Source organism: Pirellulales bacterium, assembly GCA_035546535.1.
Taxonomy (GTDB): Bacteria; Planctomycetota; Planctomycetia; order Pirellulales; family JACPPG01; genus JACPPG01.
Genome location: DASZWQ010000204.1, coordinates 135,643 through 150,953, shown reverse-complemented (window position 1 = coordinate 150,953; position 15,311 = coordinate 135,643). Strand labels below are relative to the sequence as shown.

General features: G+C 63.0%; 10 protein-coding genes. 9 read left to right on the top strand and 1 reads right to left on the bottom strand.

Annotation, left to right across the window (positions count from 1 at the left end):
* The 9 genes from fabF to VHD36_24125 form a co-directional block, all read left to right on the top strand.
* Positions 1 to 1,201: beta-ketoacyl-ACP synthase II (fabF, locus tag VHD36_24165; GenBank protein ID HVU90442.1), on the top strand; the 1,201-nt coding region annotated here is incomplete at its 5' end.
* A 147-nt stretch (positions 1,202 to 1,348) separates the two neighbouring features.
* Positions 1,349 to 2,632, top strand: a complete 1,284-nt coding sequence (locus VHD36_24160; protein HVU90441.1) for a hypothetical protein — start codon at positions 1,349 to 1,351, stop codon at positions 2,630 to 2,632.
* A 90-nt stretch (positions 2,633 to 2,722) separates the two neighbouring features.
* A complete protein-coding gene (locus VHD36_24155) occupies positions 2,723 to 4,018 on the top strand; it encodes a beta-ketoacyl-[acyl-carrier-protein] synthase family protein (protein HVU90440.1) in 1,296 nt (431 codons plus the stop codon).
* Positions 4,019 to 4,592: 574 nt separating this feature from the next.
* The gene (nusA, locus tag VHD36_24150; GenBank protein HVU90439.1) at positions 4,593 to 5,960 is read left to right on the top strand and encodes a transcription termination factor NusA; all 1,368 of its coding nucleotides are present in this window, start codon (positions 4,593 to 4,595) and stop codon (positions 5,958 to 5,960) included.
* A 215-nt stretch (positions 5,961 to 6,175) separates the two neighbouring features.
* Positions 6,176 to 8,794, top strand: coding sequence for a translation initiation factor IF-2 (infB, locus tag VHD36_24145; GenBank protein ID HVU90438.1), 2,619 nt, complete (start codon positions 6,176 to 6,178; stop codon positions 8,792 to 8,794).
* 88 nt (positions 8,795 to 8,882) lie between these two features.
* Positions 8,883 to 9,311, top strand: a complete 429-nt coding sequence (rbfA, locus tag VHD36_24140) for a 30S ribosome-binding factor RbfA (protein ID HVU90437.1) — start codon at positions 8,883 to 8,885, stop codon at positions 9,309 to 9,311.
* A 146-nt stretch (positions 9,312 to 9,457) separates the two neighbouring features.
* Positions 9,458 to 10,336 carry a hypothetical protein gene (locus tag VHD36_24135; GenBank protein HVU90436.1) on the top strand — a complete coding sequence of 293 codons (879 nt, stop codon included), beginning with the start codon at positions 9,458 to 9,460 and terminating at the stop codon, positions 10,334 to 10,336.
* Between the two features lie 196 nt (positions 10,337 to 10,532).
* Positions 10,533 to 12,767, top strand: coding sequence for a tetratricopeptide repeat protein (locus tag VHD36_24130; protein ID HVU90435.1), 2,235 nt, complete (start codon positions 10,533 to 10,535; stop codon positions 12,765 to 12,767).
* A 66-nt stretch (positions 12,768 to 12,833) separates the two neighbouring features.
* Complete coding sequence (locus tag VHD36_24125) at positions 12,834 to 13,586, top strand: YebC/PmpR family DNA-binding transcriptional regulator (protein ID HVU90434.1); 753 nt, start codon at positions 12,834 to 12,836, stop codon at positions 13,584 to 13,586.
* A gap of 55 nt (positions 13,587 to 13,641) precedes the next feature.
* On the opposite strand, the gene VHD36_24120 is transcribed toward VHD36_24125, so the two are convergent.
* The gene (locus VHD36_24120) at positions 13,642 to 15,255 is read right to left on the bottom strand and encodes a multiheme c-type cytochrome (GenBank protein HVU90433.1); all 1,614 of its coding nucleotides are present in this window, start codon (positions 15,253 to 15,255) and stop codon (positions 13,642 to 13,644) included.
* Positions 15,256 to 15,311: the final 56 nt, after the last annotated feature.

Genomic DNA, 15,311 nt, shown 5'->3' with positions numbered 1-15,311 from the left:
CTGCCGAATCGACGACCTCTGGCAACGGATCTGCCAGGGGGAGAGCGGGGTTCACCCGATAACTTCGTTCGATACGACTCAGTTCAAAGTTAAGTTTGGCGGCGAAGTCCAGAACTGGACCACGGACGGTTACATCTCAGCAAAGGATGCGAAGCGGCTCGACCGCTTTACGCAATTCGCCATGGTCGCCGGCATTGACGCCGTGCGCGACTCCGGTCTCGATTTCTCCAAAGAAGACCCGTTTCGCTGCGGCGTCATCCTGGGGACCGGTATCGGCGGGTTGAACGAGATCGAAACGCAGCACGCGCGGCTCTTGGAGAAGGGGCCGGACAAGGTTTCGGCGTTTACCATTCCCAAACTGATGGTCAACGCGGCTTGCGGGCAGATCTCGATCGAGTTCCAGCTGCGCGGTCCCAGCGCGGCGGTCGCCACCGCGTGTGCCAGTGCCACCAACGCTATCGGCGATTCGTACAAAGCGATCCAGTACGGCGACGCCGACATCATGGTCACCGGCGGAACCGAAGCGGCGCTCACGCCCATGGGCATCAGCGGCTTTGCCAATATGCGTGCCCTGTCGGAAATGAACGACAATCCGACGGCTGCCAGCCGACCCTTTGATCGCGAGCGCGACGGCTTCGTGCTGAGCGAGGGGGCGGGTCTCGTGATCCTCGAAGAGTTGGAACACGCCAAGGCCCGCGGCGCGCGCATCTACGCCGAGATGATCGGCTACGGGCTGAGTGCCGACGCCGGGCATATCACGCATCCCGACGAGCATGGCACCGGCGCCGCCAAGGCAATGAGCGATGCCTTGGCCGATGGTCACGTGCCGCTGACGGACATCACGTACATCAACGCCCACGGCACCAGCACGCCGCTGGGCGACCAGGCCGAGACGGCGGCCGTGAAATCGGTTTTCAAAGAGCACGCCCGCGATATCAGCATTTCCAGCACCAAGAGCCAGCTAGGGCATTTGCTGGGCGCCAGCGGCGGCGTGGAAATGGTGCTGTCGGTGCTGGCGCTGACGCGCAGCGTCATTCCGCCCACGATCAATTATCACACGCCCGATCCGCTCTGCGATCTGGACTACACGCCGAACCAAGCGCGGGAGCGCAAAGTCGTGGCCGCCATGAGCAACAGCTTTGGCTTTGGCGGGCATAACGCATCGGTGATCGTTGGCCACCTGCGCAACGGCCAGCACTAACCGGTGCTATCGCGATTCTTCGTTGGTTGATCCCCGCTTGTCGATCTTGTTCGCCCTGCGGTGCCCTCCTATACTCCGCGGCCTCATGTCAGGGGAATTCCGCGCGCAGGGCCGCCGGTAGCAACGCTCGGCAAGGAGGCCGTCACGATGTTGCCCAGAGTTTTCATACTCGCGATTATCATTGCGGTCACGATGCCGAGCCTGGCATTGGCGCAGGCGGCGGATTCACCACGCACGCCCGATCGTTCGACGGGCAAGTGGCGCACGCCGCGTAAAGGGGTCTTACCGCCAACAACGGGGCGCCCCGCCGCCTCGAAAGAGATCAAACAGACGAGCGGTCAATCGGATGACGGTGTGGCGCCGCTGAATTCCTACGCGCCCCCCGCGGCCGCTCCGGCGCCGTCAGCGTCGCGGCAACCGATCGCCCGCGTCACCGAAGGCTCCGGCGGTTTACCGAATGACGCCGGGCAAGTATGGCGCGAATACGACATCACGCCTTACACGGTGCGCGTGACCACGACCAATAGCCCCGAACAGGCGATCGTCGATTGGATCTTGCGCGACACGGGCTATGAAACCTGGCACTCCGAGCCGTTCGCCTTCTTGAGCGCCAACCGCCGCTCGCTGCGCGTCTATCACACTCCGGAAATGCAGGGCCGCGTGCAGGACGTTGTCGATCGCTTCGTCAATACCGAGGCGGAAACCAGCGCTTTCAGCGTCCGCGTGATCACGATTGCCCACCCCGATTGGCGCATCAAGGCCAAGCAGATGCTGCGCCCGGTGGCCGTGCAAACGCAGGGCATTCAGGCCTGGCTGGTGGAAAAAGAGGACGCCGCGCTGCTTCTGGCCGAGTTACGCAAGCGCAACGATTTCCGCGAGCACAGTTCTCCGCAACTGTTGGTCAACAACGGCCAGTCGACCACGGTCGCCGCCACGCGCCCCAAGACGTACACCCGCGACATCACGCTCCACCCCAATGCCTGGCCCGCTTACGAAGCGGAACTCGGGCAATTCGACGAGGGGTTCTCGCTGGAACTGAGCCCGCTCTTGTCGCTGGATGGGCAGACGATCGATGCCGTGATCAAGTGTCACATCGATCAATTGGAAAAACTCGTGCCGGTGATGATGGACGTACCCAGCCCGGTTTCGTCACACCAGCGCGTGAAGGTCGAAGTGCCGCAGATCACGCACTGCCGCCTGCACGAGCGATTCCGTTGGCCGACGGGACAGATTCTGCTCGTCGGGCTGGGTGTCGTGCCGACGCCGGTGCCGAACGATCCCGCGCTCAAGGTGCCACTGCCGTGGCCTTCGGCTGCGGCTCGTGCCGATTTGCTCGTCCTGGTCGAAAGCAAGGGGAAGGCCGGCGACAACGCCCCTGTGCCGGTGATCACCACGCAGCGTGACACGCGCACGTACCACGGCCGCTACTAGGTGGGTGGCCAGTGTCCCGCCTCGACGGTTCGGGGGGGTGGCGATAGAATTTTTTGACCAAAGTGAACAGTCTATCAGCGGGAGTATGCCGTGCGGCGTGTCGTCATAACTGGGCTGGGGGTGATCAGCCCTCTGGGGAATACGGCGGAGTCTCTGTGGGCCGGTCTCGAGGGGCGCCGCAGCGGCGTGGCGGCCGTGGCCAACGGGCACGCAGGGCTGGCACGCGAGTTTGCCGGCGTCGCCCACGATTTCACCGGGCATATCGATAACTTCGGTCCGCTCGATGGCGAGCTGAAGAAATCGATCCGCAAGGGTCTGAAGGTTATGTGCCGCGAATCGCAGATGGGGGTTGCCGCGGCGCAGCGGGCCCTGTCGGACGCGGCGATCGCCGCCGGCGCCTACGATCCGGAGCGCGTGGGGGTGGTCTTCGGCTCGGACTACATGGTGACCGACCCGACAGAGTTCATTTCCGCCATGCGTGCTTTTGCGCCAGACGAGAAGCACTTCGAGTTTTCGCGGTGGGCCGGCAACGGTATGCCACAACTCTCTCCGCTGTGGCTGCTCAAGTACCTGCCCAACATGCCGGCCAGCCATATCGCGATCTACAACGACTTCCGCGGGCCGAACAACTCTCTCACGCTGCGCGAAGCGGCCGCCAACCTGGCCGTGGGCGAGGCCCTGCGTGTGATTCAACGCGGCCACGCCGATTGCATGTTGGCCGGCGCCACCGGCACGCGTGTGCATCCAATGAAGGCCCTGCACGCCGTAATCCAAGAAGAGATCGCCCCCAACGGCCAATTGCCCGAGCGCGCCAGCCGCCCGTTCGATCTGAATCGCTCCGGGATGGTTCTGGGCGAAGGAGCCGGGGCGATCATGCTCGAAGAATATAACGCGGCCCGTGCCCGCGGTGCCCGGATCTATGCCGAATTGGTGGGGGCGGGTTCGTCGTCGGTCGTCGATCGCAATCGTGTCGCGCGGCGCGATCAGGCTTTGCGGAACGCCATGAAGTCGGCCCTGCGCGATGCGCAAATGGAGCCGGCCGCAATCGGTCATGTCAACAGCCACGGCCTGGGCACGCGTAGTGGTGATGCGGAAGAGGCTGCCGCGATTCACGATATTTTCGGCGCGCGGAAGGTGCCCGTAGCTGCTGTGAAAAGTTACTTCGGCAACCTGGGTGCCGGTAGCGCTATGGTCGAGCTAGCGGCTTCGGCCTTGGCGCTGGCTAACAACCGGCTGTTCCCGGTTCTCAATTACGAAACGCCCGATCCCGAGTGCCCTGTCGCGGCGGTGACGAATCCGGACGCATCGCCCGGCGACTCGTTCATGAAATTGAGCGTCACGCCACAGGGGCAGGCGGCCTGTCTGATCGTTCGGCGCTGCGCTTAGCAAGTTGCTCATCGCCGATCAATCGGCGGGCAGTGTCGTGGCATGTGCCGCTTAGGCGGTGCCTCTGTGCCGATCGCGATCTCGGCACCTGCTTGCGCCCCTTCGTATGCTCGATTCCTCGACCGGCGGGGTTCGGTCCTTGACACCTGGCCGTCGAAGGGCTAGGTTTACCGGATTACGCCCTGGCTTAAGTGGTTTGCTGAGAATGATTTCCAGCCAGGACGTGCTTGCCTTCGGGGGGGCACCGGTCGGGCCGGAGGTCGAATTGGCCAACGGTCGGCACGCGAGCGGAATACGATTTTGTGCAGGTCACGCGCGGCCGCGCCCCGGTCCAGGTGACGGGCAGGTGGTGGCTCGCCGGTCCCACGAACCGCAAGTCGTAGAATAGTTAGTTCCTTGTATCGAACGTAGTGCTGGAAAAGCGGACGGAGGTGCGGCGACAAACAGTGTGTGAGGCCGTGAACGAGCCGCGGGCAGAAATCGCGGCATGCCGTTCACGGCCGGGCAAGGCCTCGACAATCCGGACAATTCGACAACTCGAAACAGAAGCACCTCGGGTGCGGGAAAGTGGATCATGAACGCCAACGAACTACTGCGACTGATCGATTCGATCCATCGCGATAAGAACATCGACAAGGAGATCGTCTTCCAGGCCATCGAGGCGGCCTTTGCGTCTGCGCTGAAGCGCAAGCATGGCGAAGAGGAAGAGGTCATTGTCATCAACATCGACCGGCAAGATGGTTCGATTACCGGCTCGCGAGATGGCGTTCCCCTCGACAAAGAAGAAACGGAAACCGTCGGCCGTATCGGCGCGCAGAACGCCAAGCAAGTCATCATCCAGAAGGTGCGCGAGGCCGAGCGCGACGCCCTGTACGACGAGTACGACGAGCAGATCGGGCAGCTGGTCACGGGCGTCGTGCAGCGCTACGAAGGCGGGGCGGCCACGGTATCGCTGCCGAATTGCGAAGCCATTTTGCCGCGCAGCGAGCAGATCCCTGGCGAAACGCACCATGCCAACGAGCGTGTCCGCGCCACGGTGTGCGAAGTGCGCAAGCACGGCAGCCGGGTGAAGGTCATTCTCAGCCGCACGCGGCCGGCGCTGGTCGAGCGACTGTTCGAGCAAGAGATTCCCGAGATCGCCGATGGCGTGATCGAAGTGCGTGCCATGGCCCGTGAGCCGGGCTATCGCAGCAAGGTGGCCGTTAGCAGCACGGATTCGCGCGTGGATTGCGTGGGCGCCTGCGTCGGCGTGCGCGGCAACCGCATCAAGAACATCGTCGACGAGCTGGCCGGCGAACGCATCGATATCGTGCGCTGGAGCGACGACATGCAGGTGCTGATTCCCAATGCACTCCAGCCTGCCGAATCGGACGAAGTCATCCTCTGCCCGATGCTGGGCCGGGCGATCGTGCTGGTGCGCGAGGACCAATTGTCGTTGGCCATCGGCCGGCGGGGGCAGAACGTGCGACTGGCCAGCAAGTTATGCGGCTGGGACATCGAAATCATGACCCGCGAGGAACTCGACGAGCAAATCGAGCGGGCCGTGGGCGGGTTTAGCGCTCTGGACGGCGTGGATGACGCCCTGAGTGAAAAGCTGGTCGGCGAAGGATTTTTGTCTTACGATGATCTTTCGGTCATCGAGCCGGACGCTTTGATGGAAATGGGGGGGCTGACTGCCGAGCAGGTCGACCACATCATCCAGCAGGCCGAGGCCAAGGCCGAAGAGGCCGAGCAAGCCGCCGCGGATGAACGTCGCCGGCAGCGGGCTCAAGAACGGCTGGACGCGGCCAATGAGGCGGCAGCCGCCGAGGCTGGCGAACAACCCGCGTCCGAACCCGCCGCGGAGGTTTCCGAAGTGGCCGGTTCCGAGGATGCCGCCCCGACCGCCGATACTGCGAGTACGGCGGTCGAAACGCCTGGCGAGGTTCCTCCGGAGAGTTGAGCTTCGACTCTTCGGCAAGGGTACGCGGCGCTGTCGCTCGGCGAATGGCACGAATCGCGTAACGGTAGACGCGCCGGAAAGTGGAGCGTCGACTTGCCACGGAGGAGTTTGCGTACGAAAGGAAAAAGTCCATGAATTCGTAAAAGATAAAGAGCTGACCGCCCGGGCATAAAGAATCAAAGGTGCCAGGCCGGCAGCAAAAGGGAGAGTCAGACTTGGCGCAACGGATCTACGCACTCGCGAAAGAACTGAACATTGACAGCAAGATACTGGTGGAGCTCTGTCAAAAGGCGGGGGTCACGGGGAAGGGCTCTGCGCTAGCCAGTCTGACCGACGAAGAGACCGCCATCGTGCGGGCCTTCGTCACCAACTCTTCGGGAAAGTCGGCTGCCGCCGCGGCGCCCTCTCGTCCCAGTCCGACGGCCACGGCCACTGCCGAACCCCCGCAGGCTTTCCGGCGCGAAGACTATGTACCCCCCACGGGCGCGGGCAAGCCGCCGGTGCTGGGTATGAAACCCGAGACGCCGAGCGAACCGAAGCGGCGTTCGCCCGACGGGGACCGTCCGCGCGTGGCTCCTGCGATTCGCGTGGCGCCGCTGCCCACCGCCGTGCAGCCGCCGCTCCCCACGGCCAACGAACCCGCGCCGCAGAAGCCGGATTTGAAGTTGCCGGCGGATGCGATTCGCGCCAGCCGCGCGGGACCGAAGCCGTTGCAGGAACATTTGCGCAAGCACGAGGCGAAGCGCAAGGCCGACGTGGTGAGTCGCAAGCCGGACACGGGCCGTGGCCCCGCGCCGCCCGCGCTACCTCCTGGCGAGCTGCCCATAGGTCGCGACCGCGGCCGCAAGGGTGGTAAGGGGGGGCCGGTCGAGAAGGATGCCGATTTTGCCGCGGCACTCGGCGGTCGTGAGCAGCGACAGCTAAATCGCAAGCGCACCACCACCCCCGCGCGATTCACTCCGTCCGCCACGGGTGAAGACGAACAGGGCGGTCGTGTTCGCCGCGCGCGGCCGAAGCAAAAGCGTACAGGCCTGAGCACTGCCGCGCCGCGCAAGGGCAACGTCGTCGTGCAATTGCCCGCCACCGTGCGTAGTTTTTCCGAGGCCATCGGCGTTCCCGTAACCAAGGTGATTAGCAAGCTGATGTCGCTCGGGACGCCGCTGACGACCAACGCCATTAACGCCGATTTGGATGCCGAGCGCGTCCAACTCCTGGCGATGGAATTCGGCGTCGAGGTCGAGTTGAAGCAGGCCGTCAGCCTGGAAGATCAATTGCTGAGCGAGATCGAAAATCGCGAGGACGATCCCGCGCAGCTCGAGCCGCGCGCCCCGATCGTGACCTTTCTGGGGCACGTCGACCATGGCAAGACTTCACTCTTGGATCGCATCATCGGCATCGACGTTGTCAGCGGCGAAAGCGGCGGCATCACGCAACATATTCGCGCCTATCGCGTCGAAAAGGATGGTCGTACGATCTCGTTTGTCGATACGCCCGGCCACGAAGCATTCACCGAGATGCGGGCACGCGGCGCCAATGTCACGGATATCGCCGTGTTGGTCGTGGCGGCCGATGACGGCGTCATGCCGCAGACCGAAGAAGCGATCAGTCACGCCCGCGCCGCCGAGGTGCCGATCGTCGTGGCTTTGAACAAGACCGACTTGCCGGGCATCAACTACGACCGCATTTACAGTCAACTCGTGACGTCGGGTTTACAGCCGACGGAATGGGGCGGCGACACCGAGTTGGTGAAATGCAGTGCCCTGACCGGTCAGGGAATCGATGAACTGCTGGAGACGCTGCTCACGATCGCCGAATTGCACGATTACAAGGCGAATCCGCATCGACCTGCCGTGGGAACGTGCCTGGAAGCAGAATTACACGAAGGGCGCGGCGTCGTCGCCAAGCTGCTCGTGCAAAACGGCTCGCTCAAGGTCGGGGATGTGCTGGTCTGTGGGCCTGCGTTCGGCCGCGTGAAGGCTATGTACGACACGCTGCGGCCAGGTCAATCACACACCGTCGCCGGTCCTTCCATGCCGGTCAACGTCACGGGCCTGAACGTGGCTCCGGGGGCAGGCGATCATTTCTTCGTCTTGAACGAAATCGCGCAAGCCCGCGAAATTGCCGAGAAGCGCGCCATGCAGTCGCGTCAGCGGGCGCTGGGTGGAATCAGCACGCACGTCACGCTGGAGAATCTGTTTGAACGGCTTGACGGCGAAACCACGCAGACGCTCAACCTGATCTTGCGAGCGGACGTGCGCGGCTCGATCGAGGCGATTCGCAAGGAGCTCACCAAGCTCGAGCATCCGGAAGTGCAGATCAAGATTCTGCAGGCCACGGTGGGCGGCATTACCGAGGCCGACGTCCACCTGGCCGATGCTTCGGACGCGATTATCATTGGGTTCAACGTCGTGCCGGACGAGGGCGCCCGCTCACTGGCGGAACAAAAGGGCGTGCAGATCCGCCGCTATGACATCATTTACCAGGTGACCGATGACCTGAAGAAGGCCCTCGAAGGCTTGCTCGAGCCCGAGAAGCGCGAGGTCGACCTGGGGCGCGCGCTGGTGCAGCGAACGTTCACGATCAGCCGCATGGGCACGATTGCCGGTTGCCGCGTGCTGGCCGGCACGGTCGAGCGCAATTGCCGGGTGCGCGTGATTCGCGACAGCCGCGTGATCGGCGACTACGCCCTGGAATCGTTGCGGCGCGAAAAGGATGACGCTCGCGAAGTGCGCGAAGGGTACGAATGCGGCATGAAGCTGGCAGGGTTCAACGACGTGAAGGAGGGGGACATTCTCGAGGCGTACCGCATTGAGGAGTTTGCCCGCACCCTGTGACGAGGGCCTTCTTCGTTCGGCTGTCCCTCCGGCGGCGGCCACGGTGGAAGATTTCCCGGGCGTGTCGGCGGCGTAAGGAGGCCTTCGAATGAGCTCGCGACGGACGCAAAAGGCTGCGCAGGCCATTCGTGAAGTCGTCAGCATGGCGATTCTCACGGATCTGAATGATCCGCGCGTGCAGGATGTAACGGTTACGTACGTCGAAGTGGCCCCCGACATGCGCCAGGCCAAGGTACACGTCTCGGTGCGAGGCAGCGAGACGAAGCAGCGGCTCAGCCTGCAGGGGTTGAAGAGTGCCGCCGGCTACCTGCAAGCCAAGCTGGCCAGTCGGATCGAGACGCGGTACACTCCCCGGCTTGAGTTTGTCCTAGACTTAGGGGTCAAGAAGTCGATCGAAATGGCCCAGATTCTGGAACGCGTCCTGCCGGCCAAAAGCCCGGCGGAGGACGACGCGCCTGTGGACGACGTTTCGACGGCGGATGACGACCCTGATGAGCGGGATGATCATGCGGATTGACGGGCGCTAAGGGTGCGAGCGCTCCCACCTGACCCGCGTGACGCTCCCTTGGCGAAGCGGAGCGTGGGGTGACGTTCGCGAGCGCTTGACCGACGAACCGCTGCCAGCGAGCGCGGGTTTTATTCACCGAACACGAATTCAGAGCTATGGCGACTACAAATCGAGCTACCTTGCTGGGCAAGCTCCACAAGGTTTTGCGCAAGCATTTTAAGCCCATCTATCCCGCCGAGCGCGGGACGCTGGAGCAGTTGCTGTTCGCATGCTGCTTGGAAAACGCGCGCTACGACGCCGCCGAAAAGGCGTTCGTCATGGTTTCCTCGGCGTTCTTCGACTGGAATGAGGTGCGTGTCAGCACGGTCAAAGAGCTAGCCGAGGTGATGAGCAACTTGCCGGATCCCGCGGCCGCCGCCACGCGTTTGAAGCAATCGCTGCAGAGCGCCTTTGAAGCGACCTACTCGTTCGACCTCGAGGCGATGAAGAAACAGAACCTCGGACAAGCGGTGCAGAAGCTCAAGAAGTTCGGCGGTACCACGCCCTTTATCATCGGGCACGTTACGCAAACCTCGCTGGGCGGGCATGCCATCCCGCTCGACCGAGGGGCGCTCGACGTGCTGTTCATCGTCGGCGCCGCCACGGAAGCCGAAGTGAAATCCGCCGAAGTGACCGGCCTGGAACGGGCCATTCCCAAGAACAAGGGAGCGGAGTTCGGTTCGCTGTTGCATCAACTCGGCGCGGAGCTGGTGCTTAGTCCTTACGGGCCGAACGTTCATAAGATTCTGCTCGAGGTCGCGCCCGACGCTAAGGATCGTCTGCCGAAGCGAGGGCAGAAGAAACCGGAACCTCCGCCGGCGCCCGCTAAGAGCGCTCAAGCCACGTCGAAGAAAGCTCCCACTGTCGCTAAGCCCGAAAAGAGGAAAGACGAGGCGAAGAAGAAGCCGCTCAAGGCTGTCGCCGCTTCGCCCAAATCGAAACCGGGCTCGAAGAAGAAGCCAGAGCCCGTGAAGCTGAAGCGCAAACCGCGCTAGCATTCACGGTGCCCACGCCGCCACGGCGGCGGGCCCGGCTTCATGGCACGAATTCGCCCCTGCTGGTAAAATTGCGCGTCGAGGCTGCCCGTACCTGGTTGGGTGGTCTGCCGGGCACCGTTCGTCTTCCTCGCCGTCTTCCTAGCGCAATCGAAGGCCTTTCCGGTCGCGTCGCTCCTGGCGCGGAGTTGCAACCGTGTTGCTGTCGAGAAACCACTGGCGCCACTCACTCGTTGTCTTGCTGGCGATTGTTGGCGCTCCTTGCCTGACGCGCGGGCTGCGGGCCGACGAATTGGACGACGCTGCGACGCCGATCGAAGAAGCCAGTCCACGGACCCCGCAGGCGCAAACGCATCTCGACGCGCTGAGTCTGTTTGCCGCCGGGCGGATCGAGGAACAAAAGGAGCATCTCGCCGAAGCGCTGCGCTTGTATCAGCGAGCATTGCGCTGCGACCCCGAGGCGCTGCCGATCATTCGCGAGATCGTGCCGCTGGCTTTCAATCTCGAGCGTCCGAACGAGGCCGTGCGGTACGCCTTGAAGGCCGCCGAGATCGATCCCTCGGATCCGCTCCTGTTACGCCAATTGGGCCTGCACCTGGCCGAAGCGGGTCGCTTTCAGCAAGCGCTCAAGCTTTACAAGCAAGCTCGGGCCGGTCTCCCCAGCAATCCTCCAAGTCCGGCTTACATCCTGCTGTCGATGGAGCTGGGTCGATTGTGTTTCGTCACGGACCATCCGCAAGAGGCGGCCGAAGCCTTCGCGATCGTGCTACCCGCGGTCGAGGATCCCGATAAGTTCGAATTGAACGACACGCAAAAGAAGCTTTTCGTAGGCAGCGAAGGTGTACGTTCACTGGAACTCATGGCCGAGGCGTTTCTCGCCGCCGACCATCCGGAAGATGCTCAAAAGGCCTACGAACGACTGGAGGCGATGCGGCCTAACAAGGCCCTGCACGCATTTCACCTGGCGCGTGTCGCCGCAGCGAAAAAACAACCTCAGGCGGCGCTCGACAACCTGCAAGTCTATTTCGACGAGCATGGCACTTCGGCCGGCACCGCGCCGTACCAGATGCTGACGCGTTTGCTCACCGAGCTGGGTCAGCAGGACCAAATCATTGAGCGGCTCGAGGCGCTCGCGGCCGCCGAGCCCAAGAATCGCGAAATGCGACAAACGCTGGCTGCCGCGCTCATGGCGGCGGGGCAGAACGACAAGGCCGAAGTCCTCTTTAAAGAGCTTCTCAAGGCTCAATCGAACGAAGACGCCTACCTGGGCCTCATCAAGCTCTACAGCCAGGCTCGGCGCTGGCAAGAACTGGTGAAGCTCTTGGGAGATGCCGCGGCGGATCGCGACGCGCTCGACCTGCTGGACGAACAGGTGAAGGAGATCGCGAAAAATCAAGAGACGGTCGACCAGTTGATTAAAGTCGCGCAGCAGGCCTATCAGACCGATCCAGACAGCCTGGATTATGGCGATCGCATGGCCCTGGCGCTGGTGGCGCTCGAAGCGCGGAAATTCGACGCGGCGCGCGAGTTCTTCAACCTCGCGCTGAAAGTCAAACGAGAGGATGCGGCCGGTTTGTTCGAGGCCTGGGGTGTCGGGCTGATCCTGGCCGAGCAGTACGTCGACGCCGCCGCGATTTTTCAGCGAGCGATCGACGAGCAAGTATTGCCGGAAGGCAACTCCGTATTCCACCACTATCTGGCCGGCGCGCTGGAAATGGCGGGCAAGACCGACGACGCGCTGGCCGTGGCCCGGGCCGCGATCGCCATGCCCGACGCTCCGCCGCGCATGTACTCGCGGCTGGCCTGGGTGTTGTATCACGCCAAGCGCAACACAGAGGCTGAGCAGGCATACCGCGACTTTCTCAATCGCTTCGATTCGCAGTACGAATCCGAAGAACTGCGCACGCTCTTGCGCGACGCACGGTTGATCCTCTCGAACTTGTGCGCCACGCGCGAAGACATGCGGCAGGCCGAGGAATTGCTCGAGCAGGTGCTGGACGAGTACCCGGAAAACACCGGCGCGCTCAACGACCTGGGCTACCTGTGGGTCGAGCAGCACAAGAACCTCGACCGCGCGCTGCGGATGATCGAGCAGGCCATCGAGGCGGACCCGGATAACGAAGCGTATCTCGACAGCCTGGGCTGGGCCTATTTTCAGACGGGCCGCTTTGCCGAGGCCGTCGAGGAATTGAAGAAGGCGGTAGCAGCCGGCGGCGATGATCCCGACGGCACGATCCTCGACCATCTCGGCGACGCTTGCGAGAAGGCCGGTCAACCGGATGCGGCACGCGCCGCCTGGCAGCGGGCGATCGAGCAGCTCGAAAACAATAAGGATGCCGAGAAAGCTGCCGCCGTACGACAAAAGCTCGACAAGGCATCGGCCGACACCAACAAGAAGCAAGCAGACGCCGCCGCCGCGCCCGGCACTTGAAGTTCCGAGTAGGTCGGGCCAGGTAGGGCATATTGCCGGCGATCCGAAACCGTAGCAAGGACAGTCATGGCTGGTCATTCCCATTGGGCGAATATCGCCCACAAGAAATCGCTGATCGATGCGAAGCGCGGCAAGGTCTGGAGCAAGATGTCGAAGGCCATCATCGTGGCCGCGAAAACCGGCGGCGGCGATCCGGCGATGAACTTGAAGCTGCGTTATGCGATCGATGCCGCCAAAGCCATCAGCATGCCCAAGGACAATATCCAACGGGCCATCAAACGCGGCACCGGCGAGCTGGACGGCGGTAATCTCGAAGAGATGCTGTACGAAGGATACGGCCCCGGGGGCGTGGCCGTGCTGTGCGAGATATTGACCGACAATCGCAATCGCACCGCCCCAGAAATTCGCAAGGTCTTCGAAATGGCCGAGGGCAAACTCGGCGAGTCGGGGTGCGTGGCCTGGATGTTCGAACGCAAGGGGCTGTTCGTGATCCCAGCGGCCAAGGTCCAGGAAGACGCCCTCATGGAGCTGGCTCTCGAAGTGGGAGCGGACGACGTGCGCCGCGTCGAGAACAACTTCGAAGTGACCTGCGACCCGTCGGTGTTCCAGGCGGTGAGCGACGCCCTGGCCGCGCATAAGATCGAGCCCGAAATGAGCCAGATCTCACGCTTGCCGAAATCAACCGTTGACCTCGACGCCGACGCCGCGCGCAAAGTCCTGAAGCTGATGGAACGGCTCGACGATCACGACGACGTGCAGAATGTCTCGGCCAACTTCAACATTCCCGAAGAGGCGATGGCCGAGATCGGCGAAGCGTGATCGGCACGAAAGGGTCGCACAGCAGACCGCAAACAGGCGCGCGGCGCGGGAGCGATTATTTCATCCCTTTGTGCTCGATCTTCGGCCAGTATCGCTCGAATTCATCGACGAAGTGCGGGTCGTTGTCGCCGTCGTGGCACTTCATGCACAGGTTTTCCTTGACCGTGGCCTTGGTCAGACGCATGGCTTGTCGCATTTGATCACGGCGCACCAGGTCACGGCCCGCCTCGGCCGCTACGTGACCACCACCCGGCCCGTGGCAATTCTCGCAGCCGTTGCCGGCCAGTTGCGGCGTCTCGGTGAGGCTTGCAAAGCCCGTGGCAAACGGCAAGTACTCCTGCGGGCTCCAGCCGGTGGCGTGGCAGCTAATGCACTCCGGGTCGTGCAGCCGCGGCGGCACGGAAGTGGCCAGTGACTCGGTGGCATGAGCGTGCTTCGTTTTGCTCCAGATGCCGAAGGCCGTCTTGTGGCACTCGCCACATTTCGCGGCGCCCACGAATTCGCCCGAGGGATCACCTGGTTGCGTCGCGCGAGGATGCGTCTTGGGTCGCAGGCCCAGGCCGGCGAAACCGTCTTGCTCGAGCTGGTCCTGGTAGGCGACCATCAGCTTCTGCATTTCGGGCGCGTCGGGAAAACGTGCATCGAGCGGCACGCGCTGATAGCGCCACGGTTCCTTGGCATTGTCGTACAGGCCGAGCACGATGGCGTACTTTCCCTTGTGCCCTACTTCGACGAATACGGTCTTTTGCCCGTCGAGCTTTTTGATCAGGTGCGGCGGCTCTTCGGCGCCGCCAGCGGTGGCCACGACGTCGAAATCAGGAAAGCGCTTGGCCAGCTCTTCGCTCTCGGCGGGCGCGGCGTGAGCCAGCAAAATCAACAGGTCGCAATTCTGGGCCTTGAGCTTCGGCAGGACATTCTCAAGCGCCGTTTGCGCCGAGCTGAGCGTCAGTTGGTCGTTATTGATCTCGGCCTGATACTTGTCACCCAGGACGGACGTAATGCCGATCTTCTTGCCGCCGACTTCCAGGACGCGTAGCGGCTGCGTCAGATCGAAGAGGTTGACGTTGGCCGAGACGAACGGATTGGCTTCGCCGCTGGTGACCGCCACCAGGGCCTCGGCCGGCAGGCGCAAGTCCTTGGGGCCGAAGCCGACGGCCTTGTACCCCATCGCGTTCATGGCGTCGGCCGTGATCTGATACTTGATCTCGGCCTGGCGTCCGAAGCGATTGACCAGGCCGCCCAAGTCGACGGCCAAGGTGGGCCACTCTTTTTTCTGCAGGTCGTGCAGGAACGAAAACCGCCGCGCGATGCCGCCAAGCTGGTTCTCGCGCCCCTGACAGCCGCACGGTTCGATGTAGCCATCCTGCTCGCCCGTGAGCACGACGGCCAGTTTGGGCACGGGCCAACCCTCGAAGATCTTGCCGTTAGCCGTGACGGGATCGACGGGCTTGGGCTTTTCGTGTCCCGTCTTCGCGTCAGGCTGCGACGCGGCTTCTTGTTTCGCCGAGCCCGGCGAATGGGGCGCGTCAGCGGTAGCGTTTCGATCTTTGTCTTCCGTGGCCGCGCTTGGCGCCTTGGGATCGATTGCCGAATCGCCCGTTGGGCAACCGGCTAAGACCACGGAGGAGATCGCAAAGACGAGCGGCGCCAAACGTGTCAGTTTGATCATGCTGTTCATCGTGGTGAAATTCGGCGCGACCCCGGCCCAATGCGCATCGGTAGACT

What these genes read in the sequence shown, in the direction of transcription:
- VHD36_24160 (HVU90441.1), top strand. Translation starts at nt 1,349, where the DNA reads ATGTTGCCCAGAGTTTTCATACTCGCGATTATCATTGCGGTCACGATG.
- nusA (HVU90439.1), top strand. Translation starts at nt 4,593, where the DNA reads ATGAACGCCAACGAACTACTGCGACTGATCGATTCGATCCATCGCGAT.
- rbfA (HVU90437.1), top strand. Translation starts at nt 8,883, where the DNA reads ATGAGCTCGCGACGGACGCAAAAGGCTGCGCAGGCCATTCGTGAAGTC.
- VHD36_24135 (HVU90436.1), top strand. Translation starts at nt 9,458, where the DNA reads ATGGCGACTACAAATCGAGCTACCTTGCTGGGCAAGCTCCACAAGGTT.
- VHD36_24125 (HVU90434.1), top strand. Translation starts at nt 12,834, where the DNA reads ATGGCTGGTCATTCCCATTGGGCGAATATCGCCCACAAGAAATCGCTG.
- VHD36_24120 (HVU90433.1), bottom strand. Translation starts at nt 15,255, where the DNA reads ATGATCAAACTGACACGTTTGGCGCCGCTCGTCTTTGCGATCTCCTCC.